The sequence below is a fragment of the Candidatus Allofontibacter sp. genome (genome assembly GCF_038145245.1).
Taxonomy (GTDB): domain Bacteria; phylum Pseudomonadota; class Alphaproteobacteria; order Pelagibacterales; family Pelagibacteraceae; genus Fontibacterium.
Genome location: NZ_JAYQPI010000007.1, coordinates 16,548 through 32,208 on the forward strand (window position 1 = coordinate 16,548; position 15,661 = coordinate 32,208).

At 26.3% G+C, this 15,661-nt stretch carries 15 protein-coding genes and 3 tRNA genes; 12 read left to right on the forward strand and 6 right to left on the reverse strand.

All coding sequences use genetic code 11. The features are described 5' to 3' along the window. The first annotated feature begins 31 nt into the window (after nucleotides 1-31). From AC8IGH_RS02265 to AC8IGH_RS02315, 11 genes are all read left to right on the forward strand, one after another. Nucleotides 32-1,801, forward strand: coding sequence for a sensor histidine kinase NtrY-like (locus tag AC8IGH_RS02265; protein ID WP_507419097.1), 1,770 nt, complete (start codon nucleotides 32-34; stop codon nucleotides 1,799-1,801). Then, nucleotides 1,801-3,144: a sigma-54-dependent transcriptional regulator gene (locus tag AC8IGH_RS02270; RefSeq protein ID WP_507419098.1), complete on the forward strand. Its 1,344-nt coding sequence runs from the start codon at nucleotides 1,801-1,803 to the stop codon at nucleotides 3,142-3,144. Before AC8IGH_RS02265 ends, AC8IGH_RS02270 begins: the two co-directional genes overlap by 1 nt. Nucleotides 3,145-3,146: 2 nt before the next feature. Further along, a complete protein-coding gene (gene gap / locus AC8IGH_RS02275) occupies nucleotides 3,147-4,178 on the forward strand; it encodes a type I glyceraldehyde-3-phosphate dehydrogenase (RefSeq protein WP_507419099.1) in 1,032 nt (343 codons plus the stop codon). Between the two features lie 56 nt (nucleotides 4,179-4,234). Beyond that, a tRNA-Arg gene (locus AC8IGH_RS02280) sits at nucleotides 4,235-4,311 on the forward strand. 12 nt (nucleotides 4,312-4,323) lie between these two features. Then, nucleotides 4,324-5,349 (forward strand): glycerol-3-phosphate dehydrogenase, encoded by a 1,026-nt coding sequence (locus AC8IGH_RS02285; RefSeq protein ID WP_507419100.1) that lies wholly within the window; start codon nucleotides 4,324-4,326, stop codon nucleotides 5,347-5,349. Next, nucleotides 5,350-5,622, forward strand: a complete 273-nt coding sequence (locus tag AC8IGH_RS02290) for a GIY-YIG nuclease family protein (protein ID WP_507419101.1) — start codon at nucleotides 5,350-5,352, stop codon at nucleotides 5,620-5,622. It begins immediately after the preceding gene. A 77-nt stretch (nucleotides 5,623-5,699) separates the two neighbouring features. Further along, entirely contained in the window at nucleotides 5,700-6,731 is a 1,032-nt protein-coding gene (locus tag AC8IGH_RS02295) for an amino acid ABC transporter substrate-binding protein (protein ID WP_507419102.1), read from the forward strand. 57 nt (nucleotides 6,732-6,788) lie between these two features. Beyond that, entirely contained in the window at nucleotides 6,789-7,973 is a 1,185-nt protein-coding gene (locus AC8IGH_RS02300) for an amino acid ABC transporter permease (RefSeq protein WP_507419103.1), read from the forward strand. A 9-nt stretch (nucleotides 7,974-7,982) separates the two neighbouring features. After that, entirely contained in the window at nucleotides 7,983-9,029 is a 1,047-nt protein-coding gene (locus AC8IGH_RS02305; RefSeq protein ID WP_507419104.1) for an amino acid ABC transporter permease, read from the forward strand. Beyond that, entirely contained in the window at nucleotides 9,029-9,766 is a 738-nt protein-coding gene (locus tag AC8IGH_RS02310; RefSeq protein WP_507419105.1) for an amino acid ABC transporter ATP-binding protein, read from the forward strand. Before AC8IGH_RS02305 ends, AC8IGH_RS02310 begins: the two co-directional genes overlap by 1 nt. Before the next feature lie 5 nt (nucleotides 9,767-9,771). Further along, entirely contained in the window at nucleotides 9,772-10,443 is a 672-nt protein-coding gene (locus AC8IGH_RS02315) for a DUF6134 family protein (protein ID WP_507419106.1), read from the forward strand. A gap of 1 nt (nucleotide 10,444) precedes the next feature. Here AC8IGH_RS02315 and AC8IGH_RS02320 read toward each other — a convergent pair whose 3' ends face one another. From AC8IGH_RS02320 to AC8IGH_RS02335, 4 genes are read right to left on the reverse strand one after another with little or no spacing between them, the layout of a single operon-like run. Next, a complete protein-coding gene (locus tag AC8IGH_RS02320) occupies nucleotides 10,445-11,629 on the reverse strand; it encodes a class I SAM-dependent methyltransferase (protein WP_507419107.1) in 1,185 nt (394 codons plus the stop codon). Next, the gene (locus tag AC8IGH_RS02325; RefSeq protein WP_507419108.1) at nucleotides 11,622-12,386 is read right to left on the reverse strand and encodes a DUF1365 domain-containing protein; all 765 of its coding nucleotides are present in this window, start codon (nucleotides 12,384-12,386) and stop codon (nucleotides 11,622-11,624) included. Before AC8IGH_RS02325 ends, AC8IGH_RS02320 begins: the two co-directional genes overlap by 8 nt. After that, complete coding sequence (locus AC8IGH_RS02330) at nucleotides 12,386-13,615, reverse strand: NAD(P)/FAD-dependent oxidoreductase (RefSeq protein ID WP_507419109.1); 1,230 nt, start codon at nucleotides 13,613-13,615, stop codon at nucleotides 12,386-12,388. The genes AC8IGH_RS02325 and AC8IGH_RS02330 overlap by 1 nt, the downstream gene beginning before the upstream one ends. Beyond that, nucleotides 13,612-15,024: a cryptochrome/photolyase family protein gene (locus AC8IGH_RS02335; protein ID WP_507419110.1), complete on the reverse strand. Its 1,413-nt coding sequence runs from the start codon at nucleotides 15,022-15,024 to the stop codon at nucleotides 13,612-13,614. Before AC8IGH_RS02335 ends, AC8IGH_RS02330 begins: the two co-directional genes overlap by 4 nt. Nucleotides 15,025-15,106: 82 nt before the next feature. On the opposite strand from AC8IGH_RS02335, the gene AC8IGH_RS02340 reads away from it, so the two are divergent. After that, nucleotides 15,107-15,457: a helix-turn-helix domain-containing protein gene (locus tag AC8IGH_RS02340; protein ID WP_507419111.1), complete on the forward strand. Its 351-nt coding sequence runs from the start codon at nucleotides 15,107-15,109 to the stop codon at nucleotides 15,455-15,457. An 8-nt stretch (nucleotides 15,458-15,465) separates the two neighbouring features. On the opposite strand, the gene AC8IGH_RS02345 is transcribed toward AC8IGH_RS02340, so the two are convergent. Together AC8IGH_RS02345 and AC8IGH_RS02350 are read right to left on the reverse strand one after the other, a co-directional pair. After that, a tRNA-Asn gene (locus AC8IGH_RS02345) sits at nucleotides 15,466-15,541 on the reverse strand. Between the two features lie 46 nt (nucleotides 15,542-15,587). Next, nucleotides 15,588-15,661: transfer RNA gene (locus tag AC8IGH_RS02350), tRNA-Cys, on the reverse strand.

Consider the following 15,661-nt stretch of genomic DNA (forward strand, 5'->3'; position numbering starts at 1 on the left):
GCTAAAATTATTGCGCAATAACTCATAAGAAATGATTAAAAAAATATTAAGTTCAAATTTACTTTTATACTTTGGCACTTTTCTTTCAATCGTTTTTGGAATTTTTACGCTTTATACTTTTTCTGGAACAAGTTTTGTTCAGTTAGATGAAAATAATATTCAGATTTTATTAATAATTAACATATCGATTATATGCTTATTGCTCTTCTTAATTATTAGAAAGCTCACATTTTTTTTTTACAAATCTAAAGAAACAACAGGATTAAGAACAAATTTAAATTTTATAAAATATTTTATTTTTGTAACTGCTATTCCGTCAATCTTTGTAGCTATTTTTTCATTAATGCTTTTTAACCTAGGTATTGAAAAGTGGTTTGATAAAAAAGTTAACGATGTTGTAAATAATTCAGTTGAAGTCGCAAGAAATTATCTTGAAGAAAATCAGAATTCTATAAAAGGTGAAATTTTAGCAATGGCAAACGATTTAAATCGTAATTTTATTTTATACTCAGAAAACAAGTCTGTCTTTCAAAATTATTTTGATCAGCAAACAAGATTTAGAAAAATTGAAGAATCCTATTTAATAAATAAAGAAGGCACTCTGTTATTTTCAACATCTTTTACTAATAAAAATAATTTTATTGCACCATTAAAAACCTTTATTGATATGGCTCAAAATGGACAAACAATCTTAATCTCAGATGCCAATAAGAATCAAACAAATGCTTTAGTTAAATTAAATGAAAATATTTTTCTATACACAATTAGATATGTAGACCCTGAGACAGTAAATTTTTTAAAAAAAACTGGTGAAGCTTCTAATTTTTATTATAAATTAAAATCTAATAGTCTAGGTCTTCAAATAACTTTTGCTGTAGTTTACGTTATAATAGTTAGTTCATTAATTATGTTATCAAGCGTATATGCAATTAACATAGCAAACAAAATTTCAAAACCAATTATTAAATTAATCTATGCCGCAAAAGAAGTTTCTGCTGGTAATTTAGAAGTAAAATTACGAGACGAAAAAGAAGATGATGATTTTAAAAAATTATATCAAACATTCAATATAATGACTCAAGAAATTCAAGCGCAAAAAAATAAAATTGTTTTAGCCGAGAGGTATCAAGCATGGGAAATAGTAGCAAAAAAACTTGCCCATGAAATTAAAAATCCTTTAACTCCAATCACACTTTCACTAGAAAGAATTAAGGATAGATATTTAAAACAAATTAATGTTGATAAAGTAGATTTTGAGAATTATCTAAATATAATTTCAAGACAGGTTGCAGACATAGGTAAGTTGGCAAATGAGTTTTCAGATTTCGCAAGAATGCCAAGACCTATTAAAAAATCAAATAATTTAAAAAGATTAATAGAAGATAATATAAGCTTATACAAATTATCTGATAAAAAAATAATTTTTAATTTTAATTATAAATGCTCTAGAGAAGTTTATGAATTTGATTTAAGTCAAATTTCAAGAGTATTAATTAATATTATTAAAAATTCTTTAGAGTCAATTTATGAAAAACAAGAGTTTGAAAAAAATTTGCAAGGAAAAATAGATATCTTTGTAGAAAATAATAATGATTTTATTTATATTGTAATTGAAGATAATGGTGTAGGTTTTAAAACTGAACCAAAAAATTTAATTAACCCTTTAACTACAACTAAACAGCATGGTTCAGGACTTGGATTGTCAATTGCATCAAAAATTTTACATGAACATGGTGGTGATCTAGATTTAATAGCGAAAAAAAATGGAGCTAAAATTAAATTAAGTATTAAAATTAATTAATGAAAAATGAAATTTTATTAATTGACGATGAAAAAGATATAAGATTTGCTGTTCAGGAAATCTTAAAAGAAAATAATTTTTCTGTTCGCGAAGCAGCTACAGTTGAAAATGCATTATCTGAAATAAAAAAAAAGTTACCAGATTTAGTAATTTTAGATGTTTTATTAGATGAAAAAAATAGAGATGGAATAGACGTTTTAAAATTTATCAAATCAGTTGATAGTGATGTTCCTGTTATTATGATTTCAGGACATGCCAATATCAATATTGCTGTTAACTCAATAAAACTTGGAGCTTTTGAATTTTTAGAAAAACCTTTTAATAAAGATAGATTATTAAATTTTGTAAACAGAGCTATAGAAACTTCTTCTTTAAAAAAAGAAAACAAAATTTTAAAGACAAATTTATATCCATCAAATGAATTAATTGGCAATTCATCAACAATGATTAAATTAAGAAATTCTATAGATAAATTTTCAAAAACAGATAGTCGTATTTTAATTTCAGGACCAGCTGGATCTGGAAAAGAATTAGTATCCAGACTTATTCACCAAAATTCTTTACGATCAAATCATTCATTTAAAGTAGTTAATGGAGCTATTTTGGATCCAGGTCATTTTGATTTTGAATTATTTGGCATAGAAAATAATGATAAAATTGTCTCAGGAATTTTTGAAAAATCTAATAATGGAACGTTATTAATCGATAATATTTCAGATGTTCCGTTACAAACACAAGGTAAAATTTTAAGAGTTTTATCCGAACAAAAATTTCATAGAGTAAATGGATTTAATGAAATTAGTGTAAATATTAGAGTCATTTGTTCAACTAGCAAAAATTTAAATGAGGAAATTGCAAACGGTAACTTTAGAGAGGATCTTTTTCATAGAATAAATGTAATTCCAATAAAAACACCTTATTTAAAAGATGTCAAAGAAGACATTCCTTTTTTAATTGAATATTTTATTAAAAGAATTTCAGATAATAATGGCTTAAAACCAATTATTATAAATGCAGAAAATACTGTTTTTTATGATTATGATTGGCCAGGAAATGTTCGAGAGTTAAGAAATTTAATTGAAAGAGTTGTAATTTTAGCTTCGGGCAAGAATGAAGATGTGGATAAAATAATCTCGGAATCTTTAAAAATTTCATTAGTTAAAGAAAATAATAATGAAGATGCATTTCAATTTCCTTTAAAAGAAGCTAGAGAAAAATTTGAAAAAAATTATCTTGAAATTCAACTTAATAGACATAACGGGAATGTTTCTAAAACTGCAGATTATATTGGTATGGAAAGAAGTGCTTTACATAGAAAGTTAAAATCTTTAGGTATTAATTAATTATGACAATCAAAGTTGCAATTAATGGTTTTGGTAGAATCGGTAGAACAGTTTTAAGAGCTCATTATGAAAATAAAAAAAAACATGATTTAGAAATTATTGCTATTAATGGTTCTGGAAATGCAAAAGATAATTCACATTTATTAAAATATGATTCTACTCATGGAAAATTTAACGCAGAAATTTCTTCAAAAGAAAATTTTATTTTTATCAATAATGACAAAATAGAATTTCTAAATAAAAAAGATCCTAAAAATTTACCATCTTGGAAAGCGATGGGTGTAGATTTGGTTTTAGAATGCACAGGTCGTTTTACATCACGAGATGATGCTCTATTGCATATAAATGCTGGAGCTAAAAAAGTGCTTATTTCAGGGCCTGGATACTCACCAGGAACTGGAAAAGAAGCAGACGCAACAATAGTTTATGGTGTTAATCATAAACTACTTAATAAAAATCATAAAATTGTATCGAACGCATCATGTACAACTAATTGCTTAGCTCCAATTGCAAAAGTATTAAGCGATAAATTAGGTATTGAATCTGGCATTATGAATACAATTCATGCTTATACCAATGATCAAGTTTTAAATGATGCTTATCATAATGATTTACGAAGGGCTCGAGCAGCTGCTTTATCTATGATACCGACAAAGACAGGCGCAGCAACTTCTATTGGATTAGTTATACCTGAGTTAGATGGAATATTAGATGGATTATCAGTAAGAGTTCCTACTAATAATGTTTCGTTAGTAGATTTAACTTTTATGGCTAAGAAAAAAACATCAGTTAAAGAAATTAATGAAATTATTAATGTTGCTGCAAATACTGATTATTTAAATATTATTCAGTTTAATACCGAACCATTGGTATCTATAGATTTTAATCACAATCCTTATTCTTCTATTTTTGACTCAACTCAAACAAGAGTATCAAGTGATGGTAGGTTAGTTAAAGTATTAGCTTGGTATGATAATGAATGGGGTTTTTCTAATCGAATGTTAGATACTTCTATTGCTTTAATGAAAGCATAAATCATTAACAAATTGATTAAAAAAAAATAATTGTTAAAAATACTTTAAATTTAGTTGCGCCCTTAGCTCAGCTGGATAGAGCATCGGTTTTCTAAACCGAGGGTCAGAGGTTCGAATCCTTTAGGGCGCGCCAATTTTTTAAATTATGGCTAAAATTTTAATTCTAGGAGCAGGCTCGATGGGTACTGCTTTTTCCTTTCCTTGTAGCGATAATAATCACCAAGTTTCAATTGTAGGAACGCATTTAGAAGATAAATTTATAGATAAAATTAAGTTTAATAGAAATATTCATCCAACATTAAAATCTAAAATTCCTAATAATGTTAGACTTTATAAATTCAAAAGTTTTAATAATTTATTAAAAAATACTGATTTAATAGTTTTAGGCGTAAGTTCAAAAGGAATTTATTGGGCATCTGAGCAATTAAGAAAAATTAAAAATAATCAAGAAATTTTAATTTTAACTAAAGGACTAAATGTTAATAAAAAAAACCGTTACGAAATATATTCTGATACAGTTAAAAATATTCTCTTAAAAAAAGAAAATAAAAATTTAAAAATCTCTGTAGCCGCAGGACCTTGTTTGGCATCAGATTTATCAAATAGAATTCTAACCAATGTTATTTTTGCAAATAAAGATATTTCCATTGTTCGAAAATTATCAAAAATGTTATCAACTCATTATTATAGGATTAAATATACAAACGACGTAATTGGTGTAGCTGCTTGCGGAGGGATTAAAAACATTTATTCAATGATAGTGGGAACGTCTATGGGTATGAATTTAGAAAGTGAAAAAGATAATAAAAATCTTAATACAGCAGCTGCTTTATTTAACCAATCAATAAAAGAGATGTGTTATTTTATTAAAAAGATAGGTGGCCAAGAATCTACCGTTTTGAGCTTGGCAGGTATAGGTGATTTATATGTCAGTTGCACTGGCGGGAGAAATTCAAAAATGGGAAAGTTAATCGGCATGGGCATGACATATAAAAAAGCCAAAAAGAATAAAATGCCTAAAGAAACAGTTGAAGGAGCTGATCTTATTTTTGATATTGGAAAAAAAATTATTAAAGATTTTTCAGTTAAAGAACTACCGCTTATGACTTCTTTTATTAAAGCTTTAATTAATAACACTAAATTTAAAATTGATAGAAAATTTTTCTCCTAGGTGTTAAAAAAATTTTACGTTTATATAATTGCAAATTTAAATAATAAAAAAATCATTACTTACGTAGGCTGGACAAATAATTTAATTAAAAGATTGCAACTTCATAACAGTGGTAAAGGAGCAAAATTTACAAGAGGTAGAAAATGGATACTTATCTTTAAAAAAAAAATGTCTTCAAAAAAAGTAGCTATGCAATTTGAATATAGATTAAAAAAAGATCGCAAAACTAGAAAGAATTTAATCAATAAATTTATTAATACAACTTACAATTGATTAAACTTACTTTATGTACTTTTAAGTTTTTTTTAATTTAAGTATAAATCTATAACTAAACTTAACAAAAAAAAAAAATGAAAAATATCAAAACAAATTTATTTGCAGTTTTAGCTTTTGTTGTAACTTTTATATTTACAACTTTTAGTGCTAATGCAAATCAAACTAGAGAAAACGTTATTAAACGAGGATCTCTTAATTGTGGAGTTTCTCAAGGTGTTCCAGGATTTTCTAATGCTGATGCATCGGGAAAATGGACAGGTATAGATGTTGACGTTTGTAGAGCTATTGCAGCTGCTGTTCTTGGAGATGCAACTAAAGTTAAATATACACCTTTAAGTGCAAAAGATAGATTTGAAGTTCTAAAAGCTGGAGATATTGATGTTCTAGCAAGAAATACAACATGGACTTTATCTAGAGATGGTGGACTTGCTTTAGATTTTCCTGCAACTAATTTTTATGATGGACAAGGTTTCATGATTAGAAAAGCTGCAAACATTAACTCAGCAAAAAAACTAAATAACGTAAAAGTTTGCGTTGAAACTGGTACTACTACGGAACTGAACCTTAGAGATTATTTTAAGGCAAATAAGTTAAAATACGAACCAGTAGCTTTTACAAAGGCTGATGAGGCAGTTGCAGCATATGATGCAGGCCGTTGCGATGTTTATACCACTGACAAATCTGGTTTAGCAGCAAATAGAACTAAAACTAAAAATCCTGCTGAACACTTGATTTTGCCAGAAACTATTTCAAAAGAACCATTAGGACCAGTTGTTCGTGGGAATGATGAAAATTGGGCAAACATTGTAAGATGGACTTTAAATGTAATGATAGAAGCAGAAGAGTATGGAATTACTAAGGCTAATATCGATTCTCTAAAATCAACTGATGATCCAGCAATTAAAAGATTGCTAGGTCTAGAAGGAGAAACTGGTAAGAATCTTAGCTTAGGAAATACATGGAGTTATAATATCATAAAACAAGTTGGAAATTATGGCGAAAGTTATGATGCCAATGTTGGACCAAAAACACCAGTTGGTTTAGCTAGAGGTTTGAATGCTTCTTGGAGAAAAGGCGGAATTTTATACGCACCTCCTGTAAGATAATTTCTAAAATTATTAAGTTAAAGGGCCAATTTATTTGGCCCTTTAAAAATCACCAATATGTTTTTAACGTCTCAGTTTAAAACAAATTTAAAAAAGAATTTACAGCCATTAAACCTAATACCTCAAGTTTTTTTAATTTTATTAATTGTTTATATTATTTATTTTTTTTCAAAGAATACTGAAATAAATTTAGTCTCAAGAAATTTAAATTTTGGATTTGATTTTTTAAGTAATAACGCAGGTTTTGATATTCAGTTTAGTTTGATTAATTATGATGGCTCTTCTAGCTATGCAAAATCTTATTTAGTTGGTTTATTAAACACATTATTAGTAGCTTTTTTTGGAATAATTTTTGCAACTATTTTAGGATTTATTGTTGGTATATCCCGATTATCAACAAATTGGATGTTAAATAAGTTGTCTTTAATTTATGTTGAGTTATTTAGAAATTTGCCACTAATTTTGCAGATTTTTTTTTGGTATTTCGTGGTTATTAGATCTCTGCCAAGTACTGAAAAAAGTGTCATCATTTTAAATTTTTTAATAATAAATCTTCAAGGTTTTTACATTCCAAAATTTATTTTTAGTAATTTCATTTTTATATTTTATGGTTTTATTGTAGCCATAGCTGTCACTTTCTTTTTAAAATATTATGCTACAAAAGTTTTTTATGAAAGCGCTAAAATAATACCAGTATTTAAAATTTTTTTAATTTTAGTTATTATTTTTCCAATAATATTTGCTTTATTAGGAGATGTAAAAATTACAATTGAATATCCTAAATTAGTTAAGAATTTTGGAATATTTAATTATTTAGGTGGAGTTAAACTAGTTCCAGAATTTTTAGCTCTATTATTTTCTTTATCGTTGTATACATCTGCATTCATAGCTGAAAATGTTAGAGCTGGAATTTTAGCTATTAGCAAAGGTCAAAAAGAGGCATCAAAATCTTTAGGTTTTAATAACTCACAAACTTTAAAATTAATTGTTATACCTCAAGCTTTGAGAGTTATTATTCCCCCAACCACTAATCAGTATTTAAATTTAACAAAAAATTCTTCATTAGCTGCTGCTATTGGGTATCCTGATCTTACAGGTGTTTTTGCAGGCACAGCTTTATCTCAAACAGGGAAAGCAATTGAAATAATTTTTATAGTCATGATGACTTATCTGACTATCAGTTTGATAATTTCTATTATTTTAAATTGGTATAATAAAAAAATAGCTTTAGTTGAAAGATAAAAAAGAGATATGGAAAATTTAAAAATTTGGCTTAAAAAAAATTTATTTTCAAACTGGTACTATTCTTTAATAACTATTTTTATTTTATATGTTCTTTTTTCAACTATTCCTACTTTTTTGGATTGGGCATTTTTTAAGGCAACTTTTCTAGGTAATGCTAAATCTGATTGTAAATCTGGCGGTGCTTGTTGGGTTTTTATTAAAGTTTGGTTTGATAAACTTATTTATGGTTTTTATCCTGAAAAAGATTTGTGGAGAGTCAATTTAACTTTCTTAACTTTAATTTTCAGCATTTCTCTTGCTTTTTTTGTTAAAGAAAAATTTAGAATATATATTTTATTTTTTATAATTTTTATTTTTCCATTTATAGGTTTTATTTTAATAAGGGGTGGCTTTGGACTTGATCAAGTAGAGACAAGAGTGTGGGGAGGTCTTGCTTTAACATTTATGCTTACTTTTTTTGGTATAATTTTTGCATTTCCTCTTGGTGTATTACTTGCTTTAGGAAGAAGATCTGAGCTTCCAGTTTTTAGATATTTTTGCATTGTTTTTATAGAATTTTGGAGAGGAATTCCTTTAATCACTGTTATTTTTGCTGCTGCAATTATGTTTCCTTTATTTATACCTGCAAATGCTAACGTAGATAAATTATTAAGAGTGGCTATTGGAATAAGTATCTTTGAATCAGCTTACATTGCAGAAGTTGTAAGGGGTGGATTACAATCATTACCTAAAGGTCAATATGAAGCTGCAAAATCACTAGGCATGGGGTATTGGAAAATGAATTTTTTAATTATTTTGCCACAAGCAATTAAAACTGTAATTCCAGGAATTACTAATACGTTTATTGCTTTATTTAAAGATACCCCTCTAATTATTTTAGTGGGTCTGTTAGAGTTATTAGGCATGGTAAATTTAGCTAAATCAAATTCGTATTGGTTGGGTTTTGCAGTTGAAGGTTATGTATTTGTTGGAATTATTTTCTGGGTTTTTTCTTATTTATTAAGTAGATACACTCAAAGTTTGGAAAAAAAATATAGTGTAGAAAAACGATAATGAATGAAAAAGTAATTGAATTTAAAAATGTAAATAAATGGTATGGTAAATTTCACGTTCTTAAAGATATAAATCTTTACGTAAACAAGGGTGAAAAAATAATTATTTGCGGTCCTTCTGGATCAGGAAAATCTACATTAATAAGATGCATTAATGGTCTTGAACAGCATCAAGATGGAAATATTATTGTTCAAGGTAACGAGCTAGATAAAACTTTGAAAAATGTTGAAAAAATAAGAGGCGATGTAGGTATGGTTTTTCAACAATTTAACTTATTTCCTCATTTAACTATTTTAGATAATTGTGCTTTAGCTCCAGCATGGGTAAAAAAAATACCTAAAAAGAGGGCAGATGAAATTGCCATGGAGTATTTAACAAAAGTTAGAATTTCTGAACAAGCAAAAAAATATCCAGGCCAGTTATCAGGAGGGCAACAACAGAGAGCAGCAATAGCTAGAGCCTTATGTATGGAACCAAAAATCATGTTATTTGATGAGCCAACTTCAGCTTTAGATGCTGAAATGATAAAAGAAGTTCTGGAGATTATGATTGATCTTGCAAAGGCTGGCATGACAATGATTGTAGTTTCTCATGAGATGGGTTTTGCAAAAACCGTTGCTGACAGAGTAATTTTTATGGACGAAGGAAAGATTGTTGAAATGCAAAAGACCAAAGATTTCTTTGATAAACCACAGAGCGACAGAACAAAACTCTTTTTAAGTCAAATTATTCGATAGACTTAATGTTTCGTCATTTAATTTTTTTTATAAGTTTTATTTTATTTCCTACAATTACAAATTCTCACGTTCAGCATTACAAAGATTTACAACGTGTTGAATTTGATATTTATAGAAATAATGATCTTGTGGGGTATCATAAAGTAAATGTTAAAAAAAAAAGTGATAATACAAAAGAGGTAATCACAGATATATTAATTGAAGTCAAAATCCTTGGAATAAAGGTTCATACATATAAATCTTATGGGATTGAGACTTATAAAAACGAAGAGTTAATAGAATTTAAATCAAAAACACAAGATGGTAGCGACAATGACTATTGTAATATTAAAAAAAATTCAGATGGAAAGTATTTATTTAATGGAATGACAGAAAATAAAAAACATGTTTATGAATTAACTGATAAATTTTATCCAGCGCTTTGGTGGAATCATGAGTCGTTGATAAACAGTAATTACGTTTTAGGTCAGGGCTGCAGAAATCTAAAAACACAAATAACTTTTTTAAAAAAAGAAACAAAAAAAATTAATGAAAAAAATGAAGTAGTAAATTTTTATAATATAAAAGGCGATAATCTTGATATAAATATTGGTTATACCGAAAAAGATCTCAAGTGGGTTGATATGAAATTTACTCTTAAAGGAGACTGGGAGTATAAAATTAAGAGTTTAGATTAATTCACGAAACCTTCTTTACAAAAAATTGGCTAACATTAGTATGTCCAGTTGCAAATCCTGTTTCACAATAACTTAGGTAGTAATTCCACAAATTTTTAAATTTATTATCAAAATTTAGTTTTGAAATTTTATCCCAAGATCTATTAAAGCTTTCTTTCCATAGCTTTAATGTTTTTGCATAATCGTGACCAAATGATTTTTCTTCGTATAAATCAAAATTATTATCTTTGAAAAGTTTATATAAAATTTTTTTTGATGGCAGAACACCCCCTGGAAAAATATATTTTTGAATAAAATCAACTTGATTTATGTAATTTTCATATTCTTTGTCATCAATTGTTATAACTTGAAAACATGCTTTGCCATTTTTTTTTAAAGCATTATTTAGTATTTTAAAATATATATCCCAATACTTTTTTCCAACCGCCTCAAACATTTCAATAGAAACTATTTTATCGTACGTATTGTTTAAATTAAGTTTTCGATAATCTTTAAAAAAAATTTTAGAACTTTTACTTAATTCTTTTTGATTAATTAAATCTTCAATGTATTTATATTGCTGTTGACTTATTGTCAGTCCTTCGATTTTAGACTTAACAGTTTGAGAATTTCTTTCTATAAAGCCACCCCAGCCTGAACCAACTTCTAAAACAGTATCAGAAGTTTCAATATTTAAATTCTTTATTATATTGTCGTACTTATTAATTTGAGATGTAAAAAGATCATCATTCTCATTGTTAAAAATTCCAGAGGAATAAGTCATAGATTTATCTAACCAAAATGAGTAAAATTTATTACCTAGATCGTAATGGTAATAAATATTTTTCTTTGCTTGATTTATGGAATTAGATTTTAAAAAAAATTTAAACTTTTCAATCAATAAAGATAAATAATTATCTGCCCAATTCTTTTTTTTTATTTGTTGATTTTTAAGTAATATTTTTAAAAGATTTGTTAAGTTGGAAGTTTCCCACTTATCGCTAATGTATGCTTCAGCAAATCCAAGTTCACCTTTTAAAAATATATCACTAAAAAAAGTATTATCTTTAATTACAATATTGGATGTTAAATCTCCTTGATTTCCTTTAAAAACTTTTTCATAAGAGTTTTTAAAATTTACTTTAATTTCTCCCCATTTAATTTGTTGAAATTTAAAATTTAAATATTTTTTTAATAAACTATCCATAAAAAGTTATTGTATCATGTTTTTTTTTGGGTTTAGAAAAAAAAGTTTTTTGTTTTTTAAATATTTTTATTGCTTGATAATGTATTAAAATCATAATTTTTTGTGAAAAAAATAAATTTTTTATGAGTTCATAAATTATCGATAAATTTGATAGTGGTTTTGATTTGGAATTAATTCCAGTTTTTAGAATCAATTGATTCTTTTTATAAGCGTCAACGTTAAGTGAAAAATTATTTTTATTACTAGTTAAAAAAAATTTATATTTTAACTGCATTTGCAAAAAAGGAGATACATAAAATTTTTTATTAAGTTTTGAGTATATTTTATTATTATATTTTTTGTTTATTTTTAAAAAATAACAATGTTGCTCATGATGAGTATTTTTTACTTCGTAACAAATATATTTAATTTCATTTTTTGAATTTTTGCATAAATAAACGGATATAGGATTAAACACATAGCCAAGAAATGTTGGTGTGCAGTATAAATAAATTGAATATTTATTTTTATCTTTATATTTTCTAGAAATTTTTTCCTTAATAAAATCTTTTGGGTTGCTATTTGCAATTCTCTTTCCATGATCTTTAAAATGAAAACTCAAGAGATTTGATGAATTAACTGAAAAAAACAGTAATTTATTGATAATCTCTAATTCGTCTAAGTTAATTAATATAGAAAGAGTTTTATAGTTAAAATTATAATTAATTGGATTTATTCTTTGATGGAAAACTCTACCAGGATGAAGAGAGCTGTCCATTACATTAAATATTTTGCAACATTTTTGGCTGAAACAACTCCGTCTTCATGAAAACCATAGCCGCACCAAGCTCCACAATAAAAAATATTACTTACCCCCTGTATTTCTTGTAATTTCGTAAATACAAATTGTTTGTTATATTTAAAAACCGGATGACAATATTTAATTTTTTTAATTATTTTTTTTCGGTTTATCAATTTACTTGAGTTAATTGATACAAAATAATCTTTTTTACTTTTTAAATTTTGTAAATAGTTCATCCAATACGTAAGTCTTGGAATATTGTCATTTGAATTAATGAAGTTCCAACTCGACCAATTAAATTTATTTTTTGGCATTAGACTATTATCTGTATGAATGCAGGCTTCGTTCTGTTGATAGTCAACCAAAGATAAAATTTTTTTTTGTTTTTTATATATTTTTGGCAGTATTTTTTTAATTTCATCAGTATGGTTAGAAAAAATTATAAAGTCATATTTTAACATCTTTCTATTATTTTTTATAAAAATCTTATTTTTATTAATTTTTATTGAATTTACGTTATGATTTAAAAAAAATTTAATTTTAAAATTTTTTATAATTCTCTTTACGTATTGATTGCTTCCATCTTTAATTACCTTCCATTGAGGTCGAAAAAAAATATTTACTAGACCGTGATTAATAAAAAATTTTATTAAAAAATTGGTTTTATAATGCTTTATTTTGTTAATTGGATTAGACCATATAGATGAACACATTGGATATAAATAATATTTTATAAATTCATTACTAAAATTATATCTCTTAAGAAATTTATCTATGGTCAATTCATTAAATAGTTGGTTATTCATTTTTGCTAATATATTAAACTTTATAATTCCTATTATTATTTTACAAAATTTAATTGAAAAAAAATTTTTATTTTTAAAAATTAAACTATTGATATCTTTTCCTGACCATTCAAAATTTTCCGCTGGATAGTTTACTGAAAAACTCATATTTGTATTTTGTTCATTTACTTTTAATTTTTTAATCATTTCAATAAAATTCGGATAAGTTTTGTTATTAAAAACAATAAAACCACTATCAATTAAAAATTTTTTTTTTCCCTCAAAAATTTCATGAGTATGAGTATGTCCACCAAGATATGAATTTTTTTCATAAACGTGCACTTCATATTTTTTTTGTAATTCTAGAGCAGCAGTTAATCCTGATATTCCACTTCCTATGATTGCAATTTTTTTTTTCACTTTTTTAGATCTTGAAAAGCCTTTAATGCTGAATTTCTTGCTTGTTGGTGATCTACAATTGGAAATGGGTAAGTCTTTCCAATTATAATATTTTTTTCTTTTTGTAATGTATCGGGCATTTCCCACGGTTTATGTAAATAATTATCTGGTATATTTTTTAATTCAGGGCACCATTTTTTTACGTACTCTCCTTTTTTGTCAAATTTTTCACCCTGCAAAATAGGATTAAAGATTCTAAAATAAGGAGCTGCATCCGCACCAGTGCCTGCGACCCATTGCCAGCCAGAAACATTATTTGCAGTATTAAAATCGAGTAAGGTGTTCCTAAAATATTTTTCCCCTTCAAGCCAGTGAATTCTTAAATGCTTTACTAAAAATGAAGCTGTTATCATTCTTACTCTATTGTGCATCCATCCAGTTTCATAAAGTTCACGCATTCCAGCGTCTACAATTGGATAACCTGTGATTCCTTTTTTCCATTTTGAAAATAGTTTTTCATCTTTATTCCATCTAAAGTTATTAAATTCTCTTCTAAGATTACTCTTTTCCATTTCAGGAAAATTATAAAGGAGTGAGTGACAAAATTCACGCCAACCAATCTCATTAATATATTTTCTGTATCCGATTTTTTTATTTTTAATTTCAAGTAATTTTTGTATTATATGGTGAACTGAAATTTGCCCAAATTTTAAGTAAGGAGATAATTTTGATGTACCATTAATCGATGGTATATCTCTATTAACAGCATATGTTTCAATATTATTTTTAACAAAATCATTTAATATTTTTTCCGCATTTTCTTCACTTGGCACCCAATATTTTTCAAATTTTTTATACCAATTTTTTTTTGGATAAATGGCTTGAATATTTTTATCTTTTGATAAATTTTGGTAAGAATTTTTAGGTATTTTATAATTATATTTATAATTATCTTTCAAATAAATTTGCTCAGCTTTTTTCCAGTAATGAGTAAATACTTTAAACGGCATCCCATCATCTTTCTTAATTTTTTCAACTGGGTTGAGCAAATTAGCATTAAATTCTTTAAAAAAAATATTGTTATCGGTTAAAATTCGCTTTATGTTCTCTTCAATTTTATTTTCATTTGCATGACATGATTTATTCCAATAAATTCTATTAAAAGATTTATCTTCAATTAATTTTTTAAATATTTTTGGAGTTTTTTCATGAATTACGTCAAGAGAAATTTTTAAATTTTTTAACTTTTCTTTGAATATTTCTAGAGATTTTGCAAGCCACCATTGCTGAGCTTCAGAATATTTATAAAAATCTTCCTCATAGATATAAATACCAATTTTATTAATATTTTGATCTTCAATTAAGGCTGTTAATGCTTGATTATTTGATATTCTAAAATCGTCTTTTAACCAAACTATAGAACATTGCATTATAATTTTTTTTTATTTTATAACTTGATTTTATAATTAAAAATAAGTTTAATCAGATTTTATTATTTAAATAAAGGGATCAATGTCACTAGAATTAAATCAACATTTAGGCAAACAGTTAAGAGCCAGAAGATCAGCTCTTGGACTTACACAAACACAAGTAGCAAGAGCAATCAATGTTACATTTCAACAAATACAAAAATATGAAAAGGGAACTAATGGTGTTAGCTCTAGCAGATTATTACAGTTAGCTAATTTCTTAAAAGTTCCTGTGAAGTATTTTTTTGAAGAATTTAAAGATTTTCAAAATTTAGAAACACAAACTAAAAATGAAAACTCTTTAGAATCTTTTGTTGCAAACTTAACTGAAGTTGAAAAAGATAAACTTTTGAACATTTTAAACTCAAATAAGAAACTATCAAAGTCAGCGTAATTTTTATTTGGCTCCCCGAGCAGGACTCGAACCTGCGACCAATTGATTAACAGTCAACTGCTCTACCAGCTGAGCTATCGGGGAATAAAAAAGCACAATACGATTTTTTTTTTTAAAAACAATATTAATTTGGAGGCCACGCCCAGAATCGAACTGGGATACAAGGATTTGCAGTCCTCTGCGTAACCATTCCGCCACGTGGCC